The organism is Streptomyces sp. NBC_01237 (genome assembly GCF_035917275.1).
Taxonomy (GTDB): domain Bacteria; phylum Actinomycetota; class Actinomycetes; order Streptomycetales; family Streptomycetaceae; genus Streptomyces.
Genome location: NZ_CP108508.1, coordinates 326,068 through 350,041 on the forward strand (window position 1 = coordinate 326,068; position 23,974 = coordinate 350,041).

19 protein-coding genes and 1 pseudogene are annotated in these 23,974 nt (G+C 70.5%); 13 read left to right on the top strand and 7 right to left on the bottom strand.

Annotated elements, in window-relative coordinates; genetic code table 11:
• Positions 1–21 precede the first annotated feature (21 nt).
• Both OG251_RS01580 and OG251_RS01585 read right to left on the bottom strand, forming a co-directional pair.
• Positions 22–648, bottom strand: a complete 627-nt coding sequence (locus OG251_RS01580; protein WP_326675169.1) for a hypothetical protein — start codon at positions 646–648, stop codon at positions 22–24.
• 221 nt (positions 649–869) lie between these two features.
• Positions 870–1,475, bottom strand: a complete 606-nt coding sequence (locus OG251_RS01585) for a TetR/AcrR family transcriptional regulator (RefSeq protein WP_326675170.1) — start codon at positions 1,473–1,475, stop codon at positions 870–872.
• A 106-nt stretch (positions 1,476–1,581) separates the two neighbouring features.
• On the opposite strand from OG251_RS01585, the gene OG251_RS01590 reads away from it, so the two are divergent.
• On the top strand, positions 1,582–2,271 hold the full coding sequence (locus OG251_RS01590; protein WP_326675172.1) for a nitroreductase: 690 nt from the start codon (positions 1,582–1,584) through the stop codon (positions 2,269–2,271).
• Positions 2,272–2,448: 177 nt separating this feature from the next.
• Here OG251_RS01590 and OG251_RS01595 read toward each other — a convergent pair whose 3' ends face one another.
• From OG251_RS01595 to OG251_RS01605, 3 genes are all read right to left on the bottom strand, one after another.
• A complete protein-coding gene (locus OG251_RS01595) occupies positions 2,449–4,251 on the bottom strand; it encodes a vWA domain-containing protein (protein ID WP_326675173.1) in 1,803 nt (600 codons plus the stop codon).
• Positions 4,248–5,309: an ATP-binding protein gene (locus OG251_RS01600; protein ID WP_326675174.1), complete on the bottom strand. Its 1,062-nt coding sequence runs from the start codon at positions 5,307–5,309 to the stop codon at positions 4,248–4,250. Before OG251_RS01600 ends, OG251_RS01595 begins: the two co-directional genes overlap by 4 nt.
• Before the next feature lie 188 nt (positions 5,310–5,497).
• Positions 5,498–5,848: a DUF4333 domain-containing protein gene (locus OG251_RS01605; RefSeq protein WP_326675176.1), complete on the bottom strand. Its 351-nt coding sequence runs from the start codon at positions 5,846–5,848 to the stop codon at positions 5,498–5,500.
• 257 nt (positions 5,849–6,105) lie between these two features.
• On the opposite strand from OG251_RS01605, the gene OG251_RS01610 reads away from it, so the two are divergent.
• Both OG251_RS01610 and OG251_RS01615 read left to right on the top strand, forming a co-directional pair.
• Positions 6,106–6,597: a hypothetical protein gene (locus OG251_RS01610; RefSeq protein WP_326675178.1), complete on the top strand. Its 492-nt coding sequence runs from the start codon at positions 6,106–6,108 to the stop codon at positions 6,595–6,597.
• Complete coding sequence (locus tag OG251_RS01615; RefSeq protein WP_326675180.1) at positions 6,579–7,628, top strand: NAD(P)/FAD-dependent oxidoreductase; 1,050 nt, start codon at positions 6,579–6,581, stop codon at positions 7,626–7,628. Before OG251_RS01610 ends, OG251_RS01615 begins: the two co-directional genes overlap by 19 nt.
• Before the next feature lie 448 nt (positions 7,629–8,076).
• Here OG251_RS01615 and OG251_RS01620 read toward each other — a convergent pair whose 3' ends face one another.
• Positions 8,077–9,057, bottom strand: coding sequence for a phosphotransferase family protein (locus OG251_RS01620; protein WP_326681117.1), 981 nt, complete (start codon positions 9,055–9,057; stop codon positions 8,077–8,079).
• A 443-nt stretch (positions 9,058–9,500) separates the two neighbouring features.
• Between OG251_RS01620 and OG251_RS01625 the strand changes: the two genes are divergently transcribed.
• From OG251_RS01625 to OG251_RS01630, 3 genes are all read left to right on the top strand, one after another.
• Complete coding sequence (locus tag OG251_RS01625; RefSeq protein WP_326675181.1) at positions 9,501–10,451, top strand: SDR family NAD(P)-dependent oxidoreductase; 951 nt, start codon at positions 9,501–9,503, stop codon at positions 10,449–10,451.
• Positions 10,452–11,008: 557 nt separating this feature from the next.
• Positions 11,009–11,086: a tryptorubin family RiPP precursor gene (locus OG251_RS44925; RefSeq protein WP_365196473.1), complete on the top strand. Its 78-nt coding sequence runs from the start codon at positions 11,009–11,011 to the stop codon at positions 11,084–11,086.
• A gap of 77 nt (positions 11,087–11,163) precedes the next feature.
• Positions 11,164–12,210 carry a cytochrome P450 gene (locus tag OG251_RS01630; protein WP_326675182.1) on the top strand — a complete coding sequence of 349 codons (1,047 nt, stop codon included), beginning with the start codon at positions 11,164–11,166 and terminating at the stop codon, positions 12,208–12,210.
• A gap of 381 nt (positions 12,211–12,591) precedes the next feature.
• Here OG251_RS01630 and OG251_RS01635 read toward each other — a convergent pair whose 3' ends face one another.
• Positions 12,592–13,626, bottom strand: a complete 1,035-nt coding sequence (locus OG251_RS01635) for an SMI1/KNR4 family protein (protein ID WP_326675183.1) — start codon at positions 13,624–13,626, stop codon at positions 12,592–12,594.
• Positions 13,627–13,855: 229 nt separating this feature from the next.
• Between OG251_RS01635 and OG251_RS01640 the strand changes: the two genes are divergently transcribed.
• The 7 genes and pseudogenes from OG251_RS01640 (at position 13,856) to OG251_RS01670 (ending at position 23,972) form a co-directional block, all read left to right on the top strand.
• Positions 13,856–15,139, top strand: coding sequence for a low temperature requirement protein A (locus OG251_RS01640; RefSeq protein WP_326675184.1), 1,284 nt, complete (start codon positions 13,856–13,858; stop codon positions 15,137–15,139).
• A gap of 105 nt (positions 15,140–15,244) precedes the next feature.
• Positions 15,245–15,985 (top strand): DUF6193 family natural product biosynthesis protein, encoded by a 741-nt coding sequence (locus tag OG251_RS01645; protein WP_326675186.1) that lies wholly within the window; start codon positions 15,245–15,247, stop codon positions 15,983–15,985.
• Between the two features lie 254 nt (positions 15,986–16,239).
• Positions 16,240–16,692, top strand: coding sequence for a hypothetical protein (locus OG251_RS01650; RefSeq protein ID WP_326675188.1), 453 nt, complete (start codon positions 16,240–16,242; stop codon positions 16,690–16,692).
• Between the two features lie 612 nt (positions 16,693–17,304).
• Positions 17,305–19,909, top strand: a pseudogene (gene lanKC / locus OG251_RS01655) (class III lanthionine synthetase LanKC); the annotation flags it as partial.
• Between the two features lie 45 nt (positions 19,910–19,954).
• A complete protein-coding gene (locus OG251_RS01660) occupies positions 19,955–20,086 on the top strand; it encodes a SapB/AmfS family lanthipeptide (RefSeq protein ID WP_073722753.1) in 132 nt (43 codons plus the stop codon).
• Between the two features lie 179 nt (positions 20,087–20,265).
• A complete protein-coding gene (locus OG251_RS01665; RefSeq protein ID WP_326675190.1) occupies positions 20,266–22,128 on the top strand; it encodes an ABC transporter ATP-binding protein in 1,863 nt (620 codons plus the stop codon).
• Complete coding sequence (locus OG251_RS01670; RefSeq protein WP_326675191.1) at positions 22,125–23,972, top strand: ABC transporter ATP-binding protein; 1,848 nt, start codon at positions 22,125–22,127, stop codon at positions 23,970–23,972. The genes OG251_RS01665 and OG251_RS01670 overlap by 4 nt, the downstream gene beginning before the upstream one ends.
• Positions 23,973–23,974 lie beyond the last annotated feature (2 nt).

The window sequence follows — 23,974 nt, forward strand, 5'->3', positions numbered from 1 at the left end:
CGGGCCGCTACTGTGCCGTACTCATGGCCCATCCGAGCGTGCGTAGTCCTCCTGCCCTTCTTGGTTCGACCAGGACAGGTAGTCGGCCCAGAAGGCTGCTGTGGCATCGACGACCTGCCGCTCCTCGTCGTTCCTGTCCTGCGGGCCGCCGAACTCCCCACGCACGTAGTCGATGAGGTCGTATCCGTAGGAGATGATGTCAGCGCCGCGGATCGACAACACCGGGTGAGCGAATGTTGCCCGGCCCGCGGGCAGGTAGCGGTGGGAGTAGACCGGAACCAACTGCGGAACTGATGCCAAGTGCGCCCTCGCGCGTGCCACGGCGTCTGTCCGCCGGGCAGGGCGCGTGCCCCAGCTCGGATGCCAGAAGTCCGCCTCCACCACCGCGAAGATTACGTCCTCGACCGGCCTGTCGAGCCAGGAACGGAGCTGGGCCGCTCCGCCGTGGCGCCAGTCGGGCCATCCCCCTCCCGTGGGCAAGCCCACAGCGAGAAATGCACGGTGGTCATCGGCGAACGCGAACCCGAACCGCGCTTCGATGCCGGTCAGTTCCTGCTCCGTCAGCCCTGAGCGGATCCCGGTGCCCCCGAGCCGGGCCAGCAGACGTGCGGCCTTGGCGCCGAGTTTCACCCCATGCGTAGTGACCATCCGCGCAGGCTACAGCTCCATGACGTGCAATCAGGGCCCAAGGGCTGCGGGCTCACCGACGTGCAGAAGGTGCGGGACGCACATCGGAGCGGCTATCAGAGCCACACTCCTCCGGCTCCACCTGGAACACAGCCACTTCCGCCTGGCAGTTGGGCCGTTTCGCCGGATCACCTGCGCGCACCACGGGCCCTGTGGGCAAGCCCCCGCAGGCTTCTGCCGTGTCAGCCCGTTCGCGGTAGAGCCTGATCGAGGAGGACTTCCGCCGCCGCCCACGCGTGTCGGCCGTAGTCCGCCTCGTCCAGCACCATGGCGCGGCTGGCCGCCCCGTCCGCGAGAGTGGCCAATTGCTGGGCAAGTGAGAGGGGGTCGCGGCAGCCCAGCTCCGCCACCAAGGCGACGATCAGTTCCACCATGCGCAGCTTCTGCTCCCGCGCGTAGGAGTGCACCATGCTCTCCGGGTCGGGGAACTCCGCCGCGGCATCGATGAACGGACACCCGCGCACCGGAGCCGCGTCCGGCACCGACTGGTCGAACAGCTTGCGGATCCGGTCACGTGGTGGGACGTCCTCGCGGGTCAGCACGCTCTCCAGCGTGGCCCCCGAGAGTACGAGGCCCTGCAGGTGGGCGATGACCAGATCGTCCTTGGTGCGAAAGTGCGCGTAGAGCGTCCGCTTGGACACCGGCGCTTCCTTCGCGATCTGTTCCATGCCGGTCGCATTGATGCCCTGGGACGCGAACAGCAGGGCGGCGGCAGCCAGAATGCGCTCCCGCCCTCCACGCCCCCGCCGCTGGGATGTCGCGGCCGTCGCGCTCACGGTCGTATCCATGAATGAAGTATACGCACTCGTTTACTTCGTCCGGGAAGTCGCGCTATGGTGACGCCTCGATGTAAACGATTCCGTTTACCTAGGCTCTCCGTCACCAAGGAGTCACATGAGCAAGGTCGTCCCCACTGAGCTGAGCGGCTCCGCGGAGAAGCTGATACGCGGCCGCCACGCGACCCGCGCGTTCCGTCCGGAGGCCGTACCCGAGGACACGATGCGCAGGATCCTCTCGCTGGCCGGCACCGCGCCGTCCAACTCCAACGCCCAGCCGTGGCAGCTGGAGGTGGCGAGCGGCGCGGCACGTCAGCGCCTGACCGACGCCTTGCGGAAGGCCCACGCAGAGAGGCGCACCTCGGTGGACTTCCCGTATTCCGAGGAGATGTACGCACAGATGCACAAGACACGTCGGGCGGCGTTCGGCGCCGAACTGTACGGGGCGCTGGGCATCGGCCCCGACGATCACGCGTCACGTGCCGCCTACGACCTGGAGAGCCTGCGCTTCTACGGCGCGCCGCACGCGGCGTTCCTCTTCGTCCACGGTGATGGAGAGGCGCGGCTGGCCGCGGATGCCGGCGCCTACATGCAGACACTGCTCCTGGCGATGACCGCGTACGGCGTGGACAGCTGCCCACAGGGGCTGTTGAGCTTCTACGCCGATACCGTCCGCACTGAACTCGGTGTCACCGGAGGAAAGCTGCTCGTCGGCATCTCCTTCGGCTACGCCGACGAGTCCGCACCGGTGAATCGAGTGAGAACCGGGCGGGCTCCAGTCGAGTCGACTACCGCCTTCCACGACTGAGGGCTGTCCCGTGGAAGCTCCGAGGGCCGGTCCGACGCGTCTGTTCCTTGCCGGCCACCCGCCTGTCCCGGCGAGGGCGAGATGGTGCGGGCCGGCGATGCCGAGCATGGCGTGGTGGACGCCACGGTGCCGGACCAGGCGAGTTCGAGGAGGCCTTGCCGTACGCGGCCCTGCCGCTCAGCGCACCCGGAAGACCGGTCCGCGCGGGGTGAACGGAAGCCCCGCGCCCTCGGGGATCAGATAGGCGTGCTCGCGGCGCACCCGCAGCACGTCGCACCAGCCGTCGGTGATCACCAGGACGGGGGCCGTCGGCGGGAAGTCGTCGGCCCGCTGCAGCAGGTCGATGCCGGGTTGCAGGACCGTGCCGCCGCGCCCCCTGACCCGTACGCGCCCGGCGATCTCCGTCGGCGCCAGATACCCGGCGTCGTAGGCGGCGGCGTCGCAGAACACCACGCGGGCGGCCGGCACGTCGCGGGCCTCGGCGTAGGAGGCGATCGCGCCCAGTGCCTTGGCGAGCAGCGGGCCGGACATCGAGCCCGAGGTGTCCAGGACGACGCCGAAGGTGCAGCGAGCGACCTCCTCGGGCGGGAAGTGCCGGCCCGCGCGCGGGATGTCGGGGGTCGAGGCCTGGCGCCGGGCGGGCCGGGAGTAGCTGCGTACCGGCTCGGGCCGGGGAACGAACTCGTCGAACCAACGCGCCAGTTGGGCGTCCCAGGGGACGGGCGGGTGGGCTAGTGCACGAATCTCCTGGACCAGTCCGGCCGGTAGCAGGCCGCGCTGTCGGTCGGTGTGCAGCTGGTGGCCCTGGACGAGGGCGCGCCGGTAGAACTCGTCGAGGTCGACGGGGTCGGCGGTCCGGCCGGGCAGCGGTTCGCCCAGGATGTCGCCGGCGCCCTTCCCGCGCAGAGTCGCAAGGCGTCGCCCGCGCCGCAGCCCGGTGGCGATCCGGTCGTACACCTCCTCGGCCGACAGTCCCTTCAACTCGGCGTCGTACAGCAGCCCTTCGGGCATCGCACCGACGCACATCTCGACCAGCCAGCCGTTGATGACGTAGTCGGCGGCGACGTTGAAGAAATAGTGGTCGCGGGCACCGCGGCGCCCGCCGTGGCGCAAGGCGGCGTGCAGCATCTCGTGGGCGAGGATGAACTGCCACTCCTCGTCCGTGAACCGCTTGAGCGGGTTGATGTAGATCTCGCCGGCGGTGGCGTCCACGGCGGCCACGGAAATGTCGTGGACGCGGGCGAGTTCGGCGTCGGCGACGACGGTCAGACCGGCCGCGAGGCCGCCGAGCAGCGGGTAGGACGAGACGAACCAGTTGAGGGCACGGTCCCAGGGACGCTGGGCGACGCGCTCACCGGTGAGCCGGTCCCGGCGGCCGCCAGCGACGTCCATCGCCGCGGAGACCGTACGGGTCAGGGCGTACGCGAAGGCGAGCTGCCGGTCGGGCAGGACGGTGTCCCAGTGCGGCCACTGGACCAGCAGTTGGTCGGGTTCGCCGTCCGCGGTGCCGCACCGCTCGTAGGCGGCCGGGACGCCGGTCCTGCGCCAGCGGGCGGCGAGCTGCTCCTCGTCGCCGTCGGGGTAACTCTCGGGGAGGTGGTCGGGAGCGGTGCCGATGGGGAAGGTGGCGAGGAAGCGGTTGACGACGGTGCAGCGGGCGGCGAGATCGAAGCGGTCGGGCTGTTCGCGGGGCTCCTTGGAGGCGGGGAGGTGGCCGAAGCCGAGGTGGAGGAGGGCATGGGCGAGCGCCCATGCCCACTCGCCGGGTTCGGCACGGCGGGTGGGGTGGACGTTCACCCGCCCGTTGGAATCTGCCCGGACGAGGCCCTGGCCAGGGGCGTCGGCGTTGCCTTTGGTGCGGACGAAGTCGGCGTCGACGGCTGCGAGGGCGGGGTTGCGGCGCACCAGGTCGGCGCCGGCGGCGAAGGCCTCGGCGGCCGGGTCGGGGCGGTCGGCACCCTGCTTGCGGGACCGGCTCAACGCCGGGCCTCGACCAGGCGCGGCATATCGCGGGCGGCCTCCACCAGGAACCAGGCGGGCAGCACCGGGTTGCCGTCGGCATCCTCGGCGATGACGGTCTGGGCGACCTCGACGGAGATCTCGGCGAGCTGGACGAGCAGCGACTTGGCGCGGTAGGAGGTCTCGCGCACGGCAGCCGAGGCGTGCTCGCGCCGGGCCGGGAGCTCCTTGACGAGCCGCCCCCGGAACGCCTCGGCGAGGTAGTAGAGCAGGTCGCGGTCCTCGATGCGGCGGGGCCAGGAGGCGTCTCCCTTGATGATCGCCTCGATGCCGTAGGTGTGCCGCACGATCTTGGCGTACCCGCAGAAGGAGACGGCGTGGGCGGGGGTCAGCGTCCCGTGGGCCACGATCTTCAGTGTCTCCTCCTCCAGTGACGCCCCGAAGGAGTGCAGCGCGTCGGAGAGCATGTGCCAGGAGCGGGGCGTGGAGAACGGTTCCTCGGTCTTGGGCGGCTGCGACCACAGGTGGTCGGGCCGGTCAGAGAGGTAGTCCACCACCCAGGGGTGGATGCCGTTCTCGCCCGCCCACACCAGCCAGTCGGTGGCGGAGGCACGCAGGTGGACGTGGGTGAGGCGGTTGACGAGTGCGGAGGCGATGGGGCGTGCCAGGGCGTTGTCGGTGGCGCGGTTGCCTGCGCCGATCACGATCGAGCCTGCCGGGAGTTCGTAGGTGCCGATCCGGCGGTCGAGGATGAGCGAGTAGAACGCCTTCTGCACATCCGGGGTCGCGGCGTTCAGCTCGTCCAGGAAGAGGCAGTACGGCTCGTCGCGGGCGATCGCCTCCGGCGGGCAGAACACGGAGCGGCCGTCGCGGATCTGCGGCACACCCATCAGGTCTTCAGGGGCGAGCTGAGTGCCCAGCAGGCTTACGCACTCCAGGCCCAGGGAGTCGGCGAACTTCCGTACCAGGGAGGACTTCCCGATGCCGGGAGCGCCCCAGAGGAATACCGGGCGGACCGTGGCGAGACCCAGGAGAAGGTCCGGGATCTGGGTGGGGGTGACGGTGACTGCGGCCTGCAAGCGGTGGGCTCCTCCGAGGGAATGTCCTGTTCGCCCAGCAGCGTATGGGGCTGGTGGGGAGAGTGACACCTGATTATTTCCCCTGCCCTGCTGCCGGTGCCGACTCCCTGAGCAGCTCCGGCAGCAACAACTGGCGTGGAGTGGACGACCAACGCGTCTGGTGGCGGTTCCGCTCCCTCTGCCGCTCCTCAGCCCAGTGACAGGCCGCCCTGATCGTCCTTGATCTTCACCTTGACCCAGGCATGGCCGCTCTTGCTGCCGTCGCCGACGCCGTCGACCTTGCACTCGAACCCTCGGCCCGCCTCGACGGGGATGGAAGCGGGGCAGCTGACATCATCGATGGTCGGGGGCTTGGCGAAGTCGGTGGAGCTGACGTTGTTGAGCACGGCCCGCGACAGCGCGTCCTGATCCAGGACACGCTGCGGCTGCACGGCGGGACTCCCGGCCAGCAGCATGATGGTGAAAGTGAGCGCACAACAGGCGATCACGGCCAGGGAGAACGCGATGACGGTCCGGGCGAAGCTGCGTTGATCAGTCACGCGAACAGTCCTATCCGGCTGTCCGTGCTCATACAACCCCCTGTGGTGACATGAACTCGCCTCTCAGTCCCTGCGGAGTGCTCCCGCGCCACCGCCTGCGCGGCCGGGGAGGAACAAGACTGCGGAAACCAGGTGGGGACAATCCCGACAGCATCCTGGCGATGAAGTGGATCCTGCTCAGTGAACATCCGGAGGAGATCGCACGCGGAGCCGCCTTCCGGCTCCCGGCCCAGCGGCCGCAGGAGACTGTCGAGTTCATGCTCGCGGAGCTGCCGCCGGGTGACGCCGATCGGATGGGGCTCACCGTGACCACCGGCTACGAGGCCGGGCTGTGGGTGGTGTCCTGCCGGACGAGGCGTATGCGGCGGGACGGCCGTGGGCGGTGTCCGCCTCGTGGCTGCTCCTGCGCCGCATGCGGGGACATCGGCGGCTTCCGCAACGCCCGCGCGCGTTCGCGCGACTTCGGCGGCGCCACGCCGAGCAGCCGGGTGCTCAGGCCGATCGACGCACAAGATGCCGACCAGGTGGAGATGCCGGCACCTTCGGTCGATCAGCCGGATCGGCAACGAACGTCTTCGGCACGGACTGAGTGCTGCTGCGAGACTGTCCTGAACAGGGAGCTGCGGGCCGTGGGACGTCAGGGGGAATCCTCACGGGCGGCCGACCGCGCCGCCGTCACCCATGACGATCGTGCGCCGGCGGGGATCGCCGAGGGAATGAAGGTGGGCGAATGGTTCAGGAAAGCGTGATGCGCGTAGCCGTGATCGGCTCGGGCATCCTGGGAGCGGCCGTAGCTGACGAACTGGTGCGCCGCGGCCTGTCCGTCGTGGTCTGCACGGCGGAGGAGTCGCGGCCACCGGTGACGGATGTGGCGTTCGGCTGGCTCAACGCGCACGGGTCGGCGGCGGAGCCGCCGTCGGGCACGCGCGACCGGGACGAGCTCGCCCGGTCGCTCGGCGTGCTGCGCAGCGTCACGGCGAGGCCGCCGTTGCGTGGCATCATCACCTGGAACGGCGCCGTGAGCTGGGCATCGACCACAACCGCGACGGCTCGGTTCGCCGAGCGATCAGGCCCCGGCGTCGCGACCGTCGAGGCGGGGGCCCTGCGTCAGATCCTTCCCGGCCTGCGGGTTCCGCCGCCGGTCGTCGCGCACGCGGGCGACGAGGGCATGGTCGAGCCGGACGACCTGCGCCACGCGTTCCTCGCCCGCGCGCGGGCGGGCGGAGCCACCGTCGTCGCCACTCGGGTGGATCGCATCCGGGCGCGGCGGGCAGGCGGCTACGAGCTGGAGGGCACCGGAGCGGCACTCACGGTCGACCGGATCGTTCTCGCCTGCGGGACGGGCCTGCCCGCCCTCGCGGAGCAGGTCGGCGAGCACATCGAAGTGCCCGGTGTACCGGCCGCGCGCTTCACCTTCTCCGCACCGGAACTGCGTCTGGACCGAGTGGTGTCCACGCCGGACTTCGAGATCCGGCCGTCCGCCCGGCACGGCTTCGTGGGTGCCGAGGACGTGGTCCCGGGCGAATCGGAGACAGCGACGCGGGCGCGGGTGCACGAGTCCCTGAGTGCCGTGCGGGAGGCGTTCGGGCTGCCGCGGGAGCCGGCCCTGAGGACCGTCACCGTAGGCATCCGCCCGATCCCGACCGGCAACGGCATACTCTGCGCACCGCTGGCGAATGCTCCGGGAGTCGTCGCACTCGCCGCACACCCCGGGGTGACGCTCGCGGCCTCGCTGGCCCAGCGGGCGGCGGAACACGTCGGCACCCCCGATCCCCGATGACGAAGGGATGGTGTGGGAGCCGAGGAATGAGGCCGGGGAGACGGTGCTCGCCGCGCTCCGCGGGACCGGACCATGGCACACACCCCCCAGCAGCACCGCCGCACAAGGTGAGCCCTTCCTCCGCACCGGAGGGCGGTCGCCCACGTCCCCATGGGCGTCGGACACCGTACGAGTGACTGCGCCGCGTACGCGTGGTCCGTGGTCGTTCCTGGGTACGCGGCAGTTCAGACGGTCCGGCTGACGAGCGCGGCTTCCGGGCGGTCAAGAAGTTCGGTACCACACCGCACCACAGCACCCCGGAACCCAGGACGAACCCTCAGGCGTCGTCTCCCTGGTCAGCGCGGCAAGGCCGTAGATGCCCTGATACGCAAGCGGGTCCGCCGCTTCCACCTGCTCCGGGTGACGCCGGTGGAGTGGCTGACCGGCATGAAGAAGCAGGCCGCGGCCATCAGCCCGCCGGTATCAGCGCCAGCGCCTCGTTCAGGTGATGCTCGGCGATCCCCCGCATGAACTCCCGGTCGGGGAAGTCCCCGTCGAGCAGGCGCAGCGGGCCGGCTGTCAGCGACAGATGCTGGGTGAGTTCGTAGAGTGCGAGGCGGTCCCCGTCGAGACCGTCCACCGCCAGCTGCCGGTACTGGCTGTCGGAATGGCGGAGGCGTAGGAACACGTGCTCCCATTCGACGTCGAAGTACAGCAGGTTCTCGATGTCGATCACGACGGGATGGCCGTCCCGGTCGACCCTGACGTGGTCCAGGCCCAGCTCTCCGTGGACGACGCAGTACTCGACGCGCGGCCGCACCGCTGCGGTCAGCTGACGCAGCCGCTCCTCCAACTGATCGCGGGCATCGGCGATCCGGTGGTCGCGCGCGGTCGCCTCGGCGAGGCAGCGCAGCGCGAAGGCCAGTGCCGCCTGCTCGCACGAGGCCGCGCGTGACGTGCCGCCCGCGTCGATCAGGGCCACCTTGCCGAAGGACTGGGCCCGGTGACCGCGCATCGTCGCCAGGGTCTCGGCGAGGCGCGTCATGGTCGGCTCCGCAGCACGCGGGTCGCGGTTGCGCAGGCCCATCAGGTCCTCTCCGGGCACGTCCTCGACGATCGCGAGTTCGGCCGGGTAGTGGGTACGGTCGCGGTCGGCCAGGTGGATCTCAAGGACCCGAAGGCCCAGCGCCTCCAGGCGCGCGTGCGCGGCCTCGAACAGATCGAGCCCGGTACCGGGCGAGAAGGGATCGGCGAGGTCGCCGTCGTGCTCGGTGGTCGGCCAGTAGTTCTCCGAGTCCTCCCACAGATAGGCGATCGCCGTCCTGGCGTCGTCCATCGTCAGCCGGTACACACCCTTCGTGGTGCCGCCCGCGAGCCGCTCCACCGCCTCCAGCTGTCGCCCGCCGCCCAGCGCTGCCCGCGCCGCACCCGCCAACTGATCCCGCGTCACTCTCTTCGGTGCCACGCCCGCGGCCCGCCTTCCCCCTCGATGACCGGGGCACCCTACGCGAGCCGTCGTCCAACGCCAAACGAATTTCGCCGAAGGTGTCGTGCGCGCCATAGGGCCAGGCGCCAGGCAGCGTGATGAAGGCTTTCCAGGACCTGGCGATTCATCGTTGGGCACCTGCGGCGGGAGCTTGCCTCGCTCTCTGTACCGCCACCGGGCCCGTGTCCGGACGGCAGACGTCGCAGCTCCACCCGGGCGGCCGGGATCCGGCCGGGCGGGGTGGACCCGAACTGATGCCTCCGGATCCGGGAGGACAGGTACGGGAGGCGACGGCGAAGGCCTGTCGGCGATCCGTAGGCGATGTGTCGGTGGCCGCTGAAACCATCGGTGCCGGTTGCCCGACAGGCAGTCCCAGCCCCCTTCACCAGCACAGGAGCCCCCTCGCCATGTCGCCCACGCCCTCCACCCCACCCTGGGATGTCCGACGGCTGCCGCGTGCCGATGACAGCGTCTTCCTGGTCACCGGCGGTAACGCCGGCATCGGGTACTTCGTCGCGGAGCAGTTGTCGGCAACCGGAGCCACCGTCGTACTCGGCAGCCGGAACCCCGCCAAGGCCGAGGCCGCCATGGCCTCGATCCGTGCACGTGTCCCTGGCGCACGGGTGCGGGCCGTACGGCTGGACCTCGCCGACCTCTCATCGCTCGAAACAGCGGTGGAATCGCTGGGGGTGGAATGTCTCGACGCTGTGGTCCACAACGCCGGTGTCGCGCTCGATGTCCCGCCACGACGGGAGACCGGCGACGGTCACGAGCTCATGTTCGGCACGAATCACCTGGGGCACTTCGTCCTGACCCGGTGGCTCATGCCGCTGCTGTCGGCTGCGCCGGCGGCCCGCATGGTGACCATGGGCAGCTTCGCGGCGAAGTCCGAGCGGATCGACCTGGACGACCTTCAGTCCGAAGAGGACTACCGGCCCAAGCGCGCCTACGGACGCTCCAAGTTGGCGCAGATGTACTTCGGCGTCGAACTCGAACGTCGACTGCGCGCCGTCGGCAGCACGGTGGCGAGCGTGGTGGTACATCCCGGCGGCGCCCTGGATTCCCTCACCCCGTCACGACCGCCGGTCCATGTGCGCACCACCGGCGCGCGTCTGAGCGCGGCACCCGCGGCCCTCCTTCTCCAGGGCAAGCACGCCGGGGCCCGGCCCGCCGTCCGAGCGGTGCTCGACCCGGATGTGCGGGGAGGCCGGCTGTGGGGCCCACGCGTCTTCGGCCTGCGCGGCGAGCCCCGACGCGAACCGCTGTGGAACCACCTCGCCGACACCTCCGTCGCGTCGCGGTTGTGGGACGCCAGCTGTGATCTGACCGGCCTCGACCTCGGTGTCACCCCCGGATAGTGGCAGCCACGCGCGTTCACCAACAGGCGTGTTCGATGTGGCCGACTACACCGCTCAGCCACCGAACGACTGACGTCACCTGACAGCCGGTGCCGCCCTGATCACACGACTGAAGTGCGGTGACTGTGGGTGTACGGCTGAGCCGGCGATGCGGCACAGCCCGCGTCGGACGCACCGGATGAGGTCCTCAGGAGGGGGCGATGTTGAGGGGCCGGCCTCGGCGGAGCGGGGACCGGAGGCTTCGTCGGGGCTGTTCTCCAGAACTTGCCTATGTCATGTGCGCATGACCAAACCACCCCATTCGCTGCCATCCACTCCGCACGGGTGTCCACATTGGGTACCAATGGATAAATTAGGAGTGATTTGCCGAGATACAAATATCTATGAATTCGAAACGTGAATGAGTCAATTCAGGAAGTGACGTGAGTCACTTGACACGTACATCGAACAGGTCTTTACTTCCCACGGCAGTTGAAATGAAGCCGGGAATTCTTGCCGGTCTCGACATCTTCTGCCGCCGAATAGGTAGCTCGTTCACCACTAAAATGGAGGTGCTCATGAAGCTCGTTCGCATCATCAATAAGTTCCGCCCGGAAAAGAGCCTCAAGGCGTACGCCTGGTACGGCTGGATTTAATCAGGTAGTTTCCCTGCCGGGCTCGCGCCGGTCAGGAATTCTGGTCGGCGCGAGCTACCTACCCACGGAGTTCACCCATGCCTATGCACCGCGTTGGCGGGAGCGGTCGTGTCATCGAGTTTGCGCCGAGAATCGACGAGCTGCTCACTCGTTATCGCGATGCGTCGCTGTTCCGTTTGGAGCCCGACACGATCGGTATATCCGGCGCCGATCTGATGGACGGCTTGCTCCGAAGCAGGCCGGCCAATGCGGAGGAAAGGCCTACCTTCAAACCCGTCCAGGGGCGGCTCGTCGGACGCGCCGATGCGGCCACCTTTATGCAAGCGGTGGGCTCGGATGTGCGAAACGCGTTGCAACGTCCCCTCGACGAAGCGGTCGACCTGACCGGCCGGTGGCCGCATGTGGCCCATGTGTACCTGAGGGATCTCGTATTCGGAAACGAACGTCTGCGATTCCGGATTCTGGTCGACCGCCGACTGGAGTTGACGCCGAAACTGACCTGGTCGGCCGTCGCCTCCGGTGCCGCTTTGCTGGGCAGGCCCGGACAGGACGTGCCGCTGTCAAAGCTTGCCGCTCTCGTACTCGATTCCAAGACCTACAGTGACCGGCGCTATGCCATGTACCTGTACCGGCGAGTGGCCGCACCGGTGTGCTTCACCGTATCCGCGCTCGTCACCAACGCCCTGTGGCTGGGGGCTCCGTTCAGTGACGACGTATCGAATCGGAACATCATCCTTGAGGCACTCCGGCTGCTTCCCCCTTCGTGGAACATCTTGCGAATGGCTTCGCCGGAATTCTCGGACGTGGACGCACGGATCGGCCCGAAAGACGATGTCCTGCTGCTTCCTCTGCTGAGCCATCGCAACCCCAAGCTCTGGGACGAGCCCGACACATTTCTCCCCGACCGCTGGGACGAGCTGGACGGGGACACACATCCCGGTTATCTCCCCTTCGGCCACGCAAGCGAACGATGCTGGGGCCGGCATATGGTCCTGCCCCTGGCTGAACGACTCCTGGACATTGTGCGCCGGGACGGCCTCGTGGTGAGTCCGGACCAGACCAGGGGAAAGGTCGAACTCGACGGATTGCTCGAAGTGTCCGAAGTGCAGATGACTCGACCATGACGGTCTGGAACCCGGCGGCATATCCGCCGTGTGTCCGCCCAGACAATCGCACGCAGATATTCAAATTGACCTCGTGGAGTCGTACGGGCTGACGACCGGACCTGCCGGGTCCCGGCTCTCCGTGCACTGAGGGCTGTCCCGTAATCCCTGGTAACTCAGCGCACGGCGTCAGATGCGGCGCATCGCAAGGCGGACGGACGTCCGCATACTGGATGTATTCGGAGTACTGCCCGCCGGAGTCAACGGCGGACGCGGTCGCGCTGGACGGGGCGTGGCGACGGACGACGACCCGGTCGGCCGCCGCCGACCCGGCAGCGACCCGGAAGGCTGCGGCTGGGAGCCGGGCCCCTGCTGGGTACGCCGTCGCCCTGGCGCATACGGCTATCCGCCCGCCCCAGCCACGGTGGCGAGTGCATCGAGCAGCGCGGCGATGGCGGCGTCGGTCAACCGGAAGCCGTCGGCGGTCTCGACGATGTGGCCCGAGGCGATACGGGACTTCCACCACTCTTCGAGGAAGCCGGGGGCGTATCCGCCCGTGCGGAAGCCGTACGGCTGGGACACGAGGTCGAAGGCGATCATGAGCTCGTAGTCCGGCAGAGCGTAGGAGCGCTCGTGCTCCGGAGGCGCGCTGACGTACCGCTCGAAGGAATCGACCTGGTTGAAGCTGGTGAACAGCCAGAACAGGTAGTCGTACATGAGCATCGAGCGCGTGTCGGCGTGCAGGGCGAAGAACCCCTTGTCGCGCACGACGGTCTCCGCGAGCGCCCGCATCCGCCGGTCCGCGTCGGGCAGAACGTCCGCGACCTCGCTGAAGGCACGCGACAGGGCAGGGGAGAAGACGCCGTCGCGCACCGTGGCCAGGGCGGCGAGCCGGTCCTGCTCCGAGGTGTCGTAGACGGCCCCGTCGACCAGCCCCGTGACGAACGCCTCGAAGCTCTCTGCGACCAAGGTGATCGCGAAGTCGCCCTCCTGGTCGACGTGCACCACGGTCGGTTCGCCGTGCCTGCCGCACGCGCGGTAGTCGAGGGCGAGCATGTCGTGGCCGGCCGAGGGGGTGTCGGCGAAGTAGACACCGATGTCGGGGTACTCCCACATGTCGATCCAGAACAGGCTGCCGTACTCGCCGCCGAGCGATTGCGGTCGGGCCCGCCCGATGCCCCGGATACCGGTGATCTCGACGTGGTCCTCGGCCCAGGACGTCGGCTCGGTCATGGGGAAGTGGACACGGGTCGGAATGCCGCCGTTGTGCGCGGTCATCAGCGCGATGTACGAGCCGGGCAGACGGTATCCGCCGAGCTCCTCCTCCAGCGACGCGATCAACTCCCGAGAAGGCGGGGCCTCCTCCACGTACTCCCCCAGCGCGTACGCCGAGTCGTCCCAGAACGCCACGACGTCGAAGCCCTCGAAGTACCCCACCGCGCCCTCCCGCACCTACTCGTCCGTGAACCCTATCGCCGGATCAGCTATGCATGCTGTGGGGCTCTCTCGGGTCGTTCGACGCGTGCGCCGCGTGTGAAGCGGGCTCTGCCGAGGGTGACGAGGTGCGGCGTTCGCTGCTCGCCGGCCGGCCCGGTGCTCACCTCGTCCGGTCCCGTCCGGGCGGGGATCACCGCTCAGCAAGAGATCGCGGAACATAATGCTGTCCATGAGCGACTCCGCAGACCCTGGTGACGCCGGTAGAGGCAAACCGTTGCACCGTCTGGTGCGCATGACGGGCCGCGACCCGGAGGAGCACGGACGGACCTCCACCCCGTTGGAGCTCCTGTTCGACCTCACCTTCGTGGTCGCGGTCGGTACAGCGGCCGACCACTTCGCCGAGATGGTGGCCGAGGGGCACCCCGGGCAGGCGGTCACCGCGTTCGTCCTGGCGATGTTCGCGATCAGCGTCGCCTGGATCAGCTTCAGCTGGTTCGCCTCGGCCTTCGGCACCGACGACTGGCTCTATCGCCTCCTGACGATGGTGCAGATGATCGGCGTCGTCGTGTTCTCGCTCGGCCTGCCCGCGATGTTCCACTCCGTCGACGAGGGCGGACACCTCGAACTTCGCGTCATGGTGATCGGATACGTCGTGATGCGCATCGCCATGCTGCTCCAATGGTGGCGCGCCGCCCGCGACTCCCCCGCCTTCCACGACGTCGGCATGGCCAACATCCGCTGGACCGCCATCGTCCAACTCGGCTGGATCGCGGTCGCTTTCACCCATCTCCCACTGGCGGCCGTGTTCACCGCCTTCGTCATCCTCGGAGCGCTGGAACTGGCTCTGCCGCTGCTCACCCAGGGCACCGCGGACGGCACCCCCTGGCACCCCCACCACGTCGCGGAGCGCTACGGTCTGTTCGCGATCATCGTCCTCGGTGAGGGCGTCGTCGGCACCGTCGCCTCCTCGGGCGGCCTTCTGGGCGGCGCGGACGGAATGCACTGGACCGGGACCGTCGTCATCGCCGGTGTCGGCCTGACCTTCGGCATGTGGTGGGTGTATTTCGCCACGCCCTTCGGTGACGTACTCGTGCACCGCCGCAGCCGCGGATACCTCTTCGGCTACGGGCACATCCCCCTGTTCATCGGAATCGCCGGCGCCGGTGCCGGACTGCACGTGGCGGGGCTCCAACTGGAGCACCACTCCCAGCTCAGTGATGTCGCCGTGGTCCTGTCCCTGGCCATCCCGGTCGGCCTCTACCTGCTGATGGTCTATCTGCTGCACACCCTGCTGCTGTCCGCGGCAGACCGATTCCATCTGCTCCTGATCTCTCTCACTCTTGTTCTGCTGCTGACCGCCGTCCTGCTGTCCGCAGTCGGCATCGCGATCGCGGTATGCCTGCTCATCGTCATGCTCGCACCCTTCGTCACCGTCATCGGCTACGAGACGATCGGCCACCGTCACCAGCAGCAGATGCTGGAGGCACTCGGCACGCACACGCCGGGACGTTGAGCCGCTGAGCCGTCGGAAGTCCTGCCCCCGGCCGGCCCCCCAGCTCTCGGAAGGCGGGTCAGCCACCTGTCCCGGGGATCAGTGGCTCGGGCACAATCAGCAGCCGTGCCTACCTCTCCCGATCCCTCGATCCTGTACCCCGACGTCGCCGGCTTCGGCAGCCTGGCCGCGGCCCTCGGGGCAGCGGCGGAGGGCTGCCTCGGCGACGTCCCTGTCACTGCCTCGGCCTGCGATCCCCTCCGCCACGCGACCGTCGCAAGCACCTTGCCGCACCGCGAGCCACTGGAGATCAGCGCTTGGTCGCACGAACGGCGGTGGTCGATCCGGGGCACGGAGCCGTTCCAGCGCATGCCTCTCGTCGACGGCAGGACGGACGTCCTGGCGGACATCGCCAGGGCCTCCCGGGCGTGGCACGACGGGCTGTCCCTGGACGGCATTCGCCGGGCGGCGCCCTTCGTCCACCTGACCGGCCGGTTCGAGGTGCCCGACAACGATCCCGCGCGCTTGACGGAGTCCGAGTGGCAGGGCCTGCGCCAGGAAGCGGCCGAGCTGGAGTACGTCTGGGCGCAGACGCACCAGTCCCTGGTCGAAGCGGCACACGCCGAGCCGGTGTTGCGCGCCCTCTACCCGTTCACCAGCCACTGGGCACTGCGCTTCTCGACCACCACCCGCCCGGCTCTGACCGTCGTCGGACCACGCCTGAGCGCGAACGCCGACGGCACGTACGGGGTGAGCAGTGTCATGATCGGCGAGGACAGCGGCCAATTCGCCACAGCGCAGGAGGCCGTGGCCGTGGCAGTGCGCCTGCTGCCGTCCGGTATCGCTCCCACCACGCTCGGCGGATGATCCCGCCCCGCGACAGCCCTGTCGACCGTGCGGGCGGGCGGATCGTCACCGACCTGGGTGGTGCGTCACGTGGATGTCCGCCGAGCGGTCTCGGGTTCCCCGGCCCCGTTGAGGACACCGGAGCTCCCGGATCCGTCCGGTCTCCGGGCGTCGGCCGGCTGTCGGTTGGCGTGTGAGTCGTGCCCGCCTCCGGCCGGTCGACGGGAACGTAATCGGTGTGTCCTACGGTACTGAGGGACAGTAGGGTCGGCCGCGTGAAGCTCCTGGAGACTCAGCACGTGGACGCCGATGTCGACTTCTACGGCCTCAGCCTCCAGGACGCCGATGACGGCTGGCTGCCGGCAATGTTCCCCGAGGGTTTCGCCCAGGGGCAGTTCCTTTCGGAACAGCCGGGGCGTATCGACCTCACGAGTGCCGGGCACACACAGACCGTGTCCTTCGACGCCGAGATCTGGAGCGGTCCCGCTCAAGTGCCCTGCGGTGAATGGGACGAGTCCGCGACCGCCCGCATCGAGTGCCGCTCCGGTGAACTACGGCTGTGGGCTGTGGCGGGCGGGCCCGCCCCGCGGAGCATCGTTCTGCCGCACCCGTCGGCGACATGGAACGTGCGCGTCCGTTGCCGGGGCCGTGCGGCCGCGGCAAGGGCATGCCGTGTCGGTGTCCCTCATGGGCTGGAGCAGTACCTGGCCCAGTTCTGGCCTGGGTGATTCCGGTGTGGCCGCCGACTGCGGACCATACCCGCGGCCCTGGTAGGCCGGTGCTCCTGACCATGTATCCGTCGTCGGGGTCCGCCGAGCAGGTGGTGCTCGGTACGGCATTGCCCGAGCGGGCTGCCGGCGTTCCCCTTCTCACCTGAGGGCTGTCCCGTCATCCCTGGTGGATCAGCGCACGGCGTCGGATGCGGTGCATCGCACGGCGGAGTGACGTCCGCGTACGGGATGTATTCGGGCGTTCCGACAACGCCGCGAGGTGCCGTAGCCGTCGTCGTGCGCCCGCCAGGCATGACAGGACAGCCCTTAAGAGCTGTCCCGCTCGCACCAGCCGGCCGATGCCCGCTTGGCGGGCGACGGCCCGGAGCGGACCGCGGGCCGACACCGGGACCGTTGCGGTCCGGGGGCCGGGAGCAGCGCCGGGACCAGGCCGTTCGCACGGCGTCACGGACCTGCGAGCGGCGTCCGCAGTAGCGCGTGCACCGAAGCACGGTGCGCTTCGCATGTCTCGTACGCACGTGTGAGTCATGACAATGGTGACTATTGGCGCCCACCGTCGTTGTGACAACTTCTCTCTCGCCAGGAAAGAACTGAGCGAGGGGAACGTGCGTGAATCCGGAGTACGCCGCGTACTGCCAGGCGGACCGCCACTTCTACGACGCACCGCACCGCTCGGTCTCCCGGCCGGAAGAGGACCGCACCTTCTACGCACCGGTCCGCGGCGACGCTCCCGAGGGGTGGAGCCGCTCGCGGCGCGGGGACTGGCTCTCCTACGCCCCCTCGGACATCCGGCTGCCCTCACAGGGCTGGAAGATCCATGTGTCCGCCGCCCTGGACAACGCCGAATCGGTGCTGCGCAGGGTCGTCGAGCACTGTCTGGCGCAGCGGCTTCCCTTCAAGTGCGTACCGACACCTGGGCTGTTGCACCTGCGCAACGCCAAGTACGCCGACCGGGCGGGCAGCGGCAAGTTCATCACCGTGTATCCGCCCACGCCGGAACGGTTTCCGGAGGTGTGCGCCGCGCTGACGGAACTCCTGGCCGGGGAGCACGGCCCCTACATCCTCAGTGATCTGCGGTGCGGGGACGGACCCGTGCACACGCGGTACGGGGCGTTCGCCGCCCGCTTCTGCCCCGGACCCGACGGGCGGCCGGTACCCGCCGTCGCGGACCCGCAGGGCCGTCTCGTCCCCGACGAACGGGGGCCGTCCTTCCGTGTCCCCGGCTGGGTGACACCGCCCGACTTCCTGCACCCGTACCTCGAAGCACGGGCTTCGGTCGGTCTCACGGGGCTGCCGTACACCGTGGAGAAGGCCCTTCATTTCTCCAACGGCGGCGGCGTCTACCTCGGCCGGGACACCCGCAGCGGCGAGCAGGTCGTTCTCAAGGAGGCCCGCCCGTACGCCGGGCTGGCGGCCGACGGGGCCGACGCCGTCACCCGGCTCGTACGCGAACGGACCGCGCTGGAACAACTGGCGGGCCTGGACTGCGTACCGGCTGTCCGGGACGTGTTCGAGGTCGGCGACCACCACTTCCTGGTGCTCCAGTACGTGCCCGGCTCCCCGCTCAACACGGTCTTCGCCCGCCGCTTCCCGCTGTCCCGGCAGAATCCCACGAGCGAACAGCTCGCCGAGCACACGGCGTGGGCACAACAGGTGTACGACCGGGTGGAGCGTGCCGTCGAGGCGGTGCACGCACGTGGCATCGTCATCAGCGACCTGCACATGAGCAACGTCATGGTCGACGAGGAGACGTCCCGCATCGTGCTCCTGGACTTCGAGGCCGCGTCCCGGACCGAGGAGCGGGCCCGCCAGATCGTCGCCAACCCGGCCTTCGTCGCCCCCACCGACCGGCGCGGCACCGATATCGACCGCTACGCACTGGCATGCCTGCGGCTCGCGCTCCACCTGCCGCTCACCACACTCTTCGCCCTCGACCGCACCAAGGCCGTCGGCCTCGCCAGGAACGCGGCCAGCATCTTCCCCGTCGGCGAGCAACTGCTGCGCCCCGCGGTGGACGAGATCCTGCGCACCACGGGCGGTCCGGCGGGCCCCGCGGAACCGGACCGGCGCCCGCCCGCGCCCGGGGACTGGCCGCGTAGCCGCGACTCGATGGCCCGCGCCATCGCGGCCTCCTGCACACCGGAGCGCGAGGACCGGTGCTTCCCCGGCGACATCGCACAGTTCGCCACGGCGGCGGGCGGCCAGTCGTTCGGCTACGGGGCCGCCGGAGTGCTCTACGCGCTGCACGAGACGGGCGCCCGGCAGTGCGAGCCCGCCGTCGACTGGCTGCTGCGCCGGGTCAAGGACCCGGCCTCCGGCACCCCGCTCGGCTTCTACGACGGACTCACCGGCATCGCCTGGACCCTGAACCGGATCGGCCGTCCCGCGGAAGCCGCCGACCTGATCCGGGTCGTGCTCGAACAGCCCCTGGAGGGACTGCCGGCCGGCCTGCACAGCGGGTACGCCGGTATCGCGCTCGCCCTCGACGACATGGCCCGTACCGCCGCCGTCGACGGCCCGGCCCTCAGCGCCGCGGCGGACCGCTGTACCGCGCTCGCCGTCCGCGCGCTCGTGGAGGATCCCCCCTCACCCCGGACCGGCCTCATGCACGGCGCCACCGGCGTCGCCCTGCTGCTCATCCACCGGTACGGGAAGACCGGCGACACCGCCCTGCTCGACCTGGCCGCCGCCGCGCTGCGACGTGATCTCGAACGGTGCCGGGCGGGCGACGGCGGACTGCTCGTCGTGGAGGGGAAACGGCTGATGCCGTACCTCGCCTCGGGCAGCATCGGCATCGCGGCCGTCATCGACGCCTACCTCGCCCGACGCCCCGACGCCGCCCTGGAGGCCGCGGGCCGCGCCCTGCTCCCGACCGCGCTGTCCGCCTTCTACATCCAGCCCGGACTCCTGCGCGGATCGGCCGGACTGCTCGCCCACGTGGCGGCCACTCCGCTCCTGGAAGCTCCGGACCGTGCGCGGGCGATCCGCCTCCACACCGACCTGCTGGAAAGCCACGCCATGTCGTACGAGGGTGAACTCGCCTTTCCCGGCGAGCAGTTGATGCGCCTGTCGATGGACCTGGCTACCGGGACCGCCGGGTGTCTGCTCGCCCTGGGCGGCGCACTCGGGCAACCGGCCACGCTTCCCTTCCTGCCGCTCGCGCGGCACACCCTGCCGCGTTAGCGGCCCCAAGGACCGGCCCCATCAGGGGTCGTTGCAGTACACGCCGACACAACAGTCCCTGAGAAAGGACATCATCATGGCACTTCTCGACCTTCAGGCGATGGAGACCCCGGCCGACGAGGCCTTCGGCGAGCTCGCCACGGGCAGCCAGGTCTCGCTCCTGATCTGCGAGCACAGCTCGCTCAGCCTGACCCTCTGCACCCCGTAATGCCGGGCCGTCCGGTCCGCCGGTGATCCCACCGGCGGCCCGGACGGCTGCGGGTGTCCGGCGGTCCGGGCCCCCCAGGACGCGGAGCCCGCGCCACCGGAACCCGCGACAGACCGGGCCCGATGCCGCCGAGCCCTCAGGGCTGTCGTCGTACCGCCCGAAGCCGGAAAGGGACCCACGTGCGGCCGAACCCACCCGCCGGGGCGGCTCTCGCCCCCGTACCCGACCGGCGCCGAACAGCTTCCCGGGAACGTGCCGGCCATCCGCCGCCGCCCTCCGGAGCCCGCCCCCTCGAACTCGCCCGGCTTCGCCCGGCCGCCCTCGTGTGCCTGCTGCTGTGCTCCACCGGCGGGGCGCTCGCCGCCCTCGCCCTCCCCGCCGCGCTCGGCCACACCGTGGACCGGCTCATCGTCGGCGGCCCCGTGCCCTGGTCCGGACTGCTGCTGTGCGCAGCGCTGACCCTCGCCGAGACCGCGTGCGATGCGGGTGCGGCGGTGGTCGGGACGAGCACCACGGCCCGGCTGACCGCGGCGCTGCGCACCCGCACCGTGGCCCGTGTGCTGGCCGCCGAACCCCGCCGGACCCTCGATGTGCCCACCGGGGACCTCACGGCCCGGATCACCACCCAGACCGCGGACGCCGCGGCCGCGCCCACTACCGCGGCCGGGTCCGTCGCGGGAGCCCTGCTGCCGGTCGGCGCGGTCGTCGGACTCCTGCTCATCGACCCCTGGACGGCGGCCGCCCTGCTTCTCGGCGCCCCCCTGCTCATCGCGCTGCTGCGCACCTTCACCCGCCGCACCGCCGACGCGAACGCCGACTATCAGCGCGCGCAGGCGCTCATCGCCGACCGTCTCACGGAGGCACTCGACGGCGCCGAAACCATCCGCGCGGCCCGCACCGGGGCACGGGAGTACCGGCGCGTCCTCGAACCACTCGGGGCACTCGCGGACCACGGACGCCGTACCTGGGCCGTGTACGGAAAGGCGTCCGGCCAGAGCGCCCTGCTGCTGCCCCTGCTCATGCTGCTGGTGCTGGCGGTCGGCGGGCTGCGGCTCGACGCGGGCGCGATCGGCGTCGGTGACCTGGTCGCCGCCGCCCGCTACGCCGGCCTGGTCGTCGGCATCGGCTCGCTGACGGGTGCGCTCAGCTCGCTCGCGCGCAGCCGGGCGGCCGCCGACCGCCTCGATCCCCTCCTGGCCCTGCCGCCCGTGCCGCACCGCTCACTGGGTCCGGTGGACGGCGCCCCGGGAAGGCTGGAACTGCGCGACGTGGGCGTCGGACGCGAGGGGCGCCCGCTGTTGAGCGGAGTCGGCCTCGTCGTCCCCGGCGGCTCCTCCCTGGCCGTCGTCGGCCGCTCGGGCTCGGGCAAGTCGGTGCTCGCCGCCGTGGCGGGACGGCTGATGGACCCGGACACCGGCACCGTACTGCTGGACGGCGTCCCCATGGACGGCATGGAGCCGGGCCGCCTGCGCCATGAGGTCACCTATGCCTTCGCCCGGCCCGCCCTGCCCGGCCGCACCGTCGGGGAGACGATCGCCTTCGGGGCCCGTACCGCCTCGAACGAGGAGGTACGCTCCGCCGCGCGCGAGGCCCGCGCCGACGCCTTCGTGGCGCTGCTCCCGCAGGGGTACGCCACCCCCCTCACGGACGCCCCGCTGTCCGGCGGGGAACGCCAACGCCTCGGTCTGGCCCGCGCCTTCGCGCATCCGGGCCGTCTCATGATCCTGGACGACGCGCTGTCCAGCCTCGACACCGTGACCGAGCATCATGTGCAACGCGCGCTCGCCGGGCGAGCCGGCAGCAGCACCCGTGTCATCGTCGCCCACCGGCTCTCCTCGGCCGCGCGGGCGGACCGGGTCGCGTGGCTGGAGGACGGCCGGGTCCGGGCGACGGGCCCGCACCACGTGCTCTGGGCCGATCCGGACTACCGGGCCTTGTTCCGTACTGATCCTCCCGACGCCTCCGCGCTGCCGGGACCGGACGAACCTCCGTCCTCCACCACCGCCCGGCCCGACCCTGCGGACAGGGCGGCGAACCGATGACGGCGTCCGGGCAGGCAACTGCCGCGAGTCGGGCGGGCCACGGGGCCCTGACCAGGGTGGCGGGAGACGCGCGGCCCTTCCTGAGGGCCCGCACCGGCGTCCTGCTCAGGCTGTCCGGCTGGTCCCTGCTGGAGTTCGTCCAGACCTTCCTCAGCGGGTTCGGTGTCGCCAAGGCGCTCGACCAGGGATTCCTCGCCGGGCACCCCGCGACAGGACTGCTCTGGCTGGGCGTCGCGGGCGCGGCCACGCTGCCGGCCCAGTTCGCCACCCGCCAGGTGTTCGGACGCCTCGCGGATCTGGTGGAGCCGCTGCGTGACGGCCTCGTGCGGCGCGCGGTGTCCCGGGCACTGTCCGGCGCGCTCGCGCAGCCCTTCGGTGTCACCACCCGTTCGCTCTCCCAGGTCACCCACCAGAGCGAGATCGCCCGGGACGGCTGGGCGGGACTCGTCCTGACCCTGCGGTCCTTCGTGTTCACGGCGGCGGGGGCGGTGCTCGGCCTGCTGGCGCTGGAGCCCGGACTCCTGCTCCTCGTACTGCCCCCGTTGCTGCTCGGTGGCGCCCTGTTCGCCGCGACCCTGCGGCCGATGGCGGCCCGCCAGCGCGACTACCTCGCCGCGGACGAGGCGTACGCCGCGCACACGGGGGAACTGTCCGCCGCGCTGCGCGACATCGCCGCTGCGGGAGGGGGCGAGCGAATGGTGGCGGAGTCCCGGTCACTGGCCGAGGCGCAGGCCCGTGCGGCCCGGTCACTGGCCCGCTGGTCCGGGGTCCGGGTGCTGGCGCTCGCCCTGTGCGGCCGCTTCCCGCCGCTCCTGCTGCTGCTCGGCTCCCCCTGGCTGCTGCGCGACGGGCTCACGCCCGGCGCGCTGGTCGGCGCGCTGACCTATCTCACCCAGGCCCTGGCACCGGCGGTCCAAGCGCTCATGACGATGCTCGCCACCGTCGGCGGCCGGCTCGTCGTGGTGCTGGACCGATTCACGGACGCACCCCCGCCACCGGAACCGGACCATGAAGCCGCACGCCCCGCACCGGTGAACTCCGGGGCTCAGTGCCCCCGACCCGCAGACCGCGCCCGCCCGGACACCACGGGCCGCGCCGGCCCGGACCGGCACGCGGGGCCGCGTCCCCCGGTCGCCGAGCTGCGCGAGGTCACCTTCGCCTACGGGCCCGCCGCCCAACCGGTCCTGGACCAACTCTCGTTGCGTATCGGCCGTGGAGAGCACCTGGCGGTGATCGGGCCGAGCGGCAGCGGCAAGTCGACGCTCGCCGCCGTACTCGCCGGCGTGGAACCTCCCACCCGCGGCGCGGTCCGGTGGCACGGGCGCCCGGCGCACCGGGGCGACGCCTCCTCCGTACGCGTCCTGCTGCCCCAGCGGGCCTACGTGTTCACCGGATCGCTGCGGGAGAACCTGTGCTACCTCCGCCCCGACGCGCGCGCGTGCGAGATCGCGGCCATGATCGACGCGCTGGGCCTGGATCCACTGGTCTCCCGGCTCGGTTCCCTGGACGCGGCGGTGGCACCCGCCCTGCTGTCCCAGGGGGAACGCCAGCTGATCGCCCTGGGCAGGGCCTATCTGACCGACGTCCCCCTCCTCATCCTGGACGAAGCCACCAGTCGGCTCGACCCGTCCGCCGAGACCCGGGCCGAACTCGCCTTCGCCGCCCGGCCCGGTGCGCTCGTGGTCGTCGCCCACCGTCTCAGCTCCGCCCACCGGGCCGGTCGGATCCTGGTGATGGACGGCGCCCGCATCCAGTGCGGGACCCCCACCGACCTGCTGCGCGATTCGGCGCTGTACCGGGACCTCAACGGGCTATGGACGCCGGAGCAACCGGAGCGACCGTGACA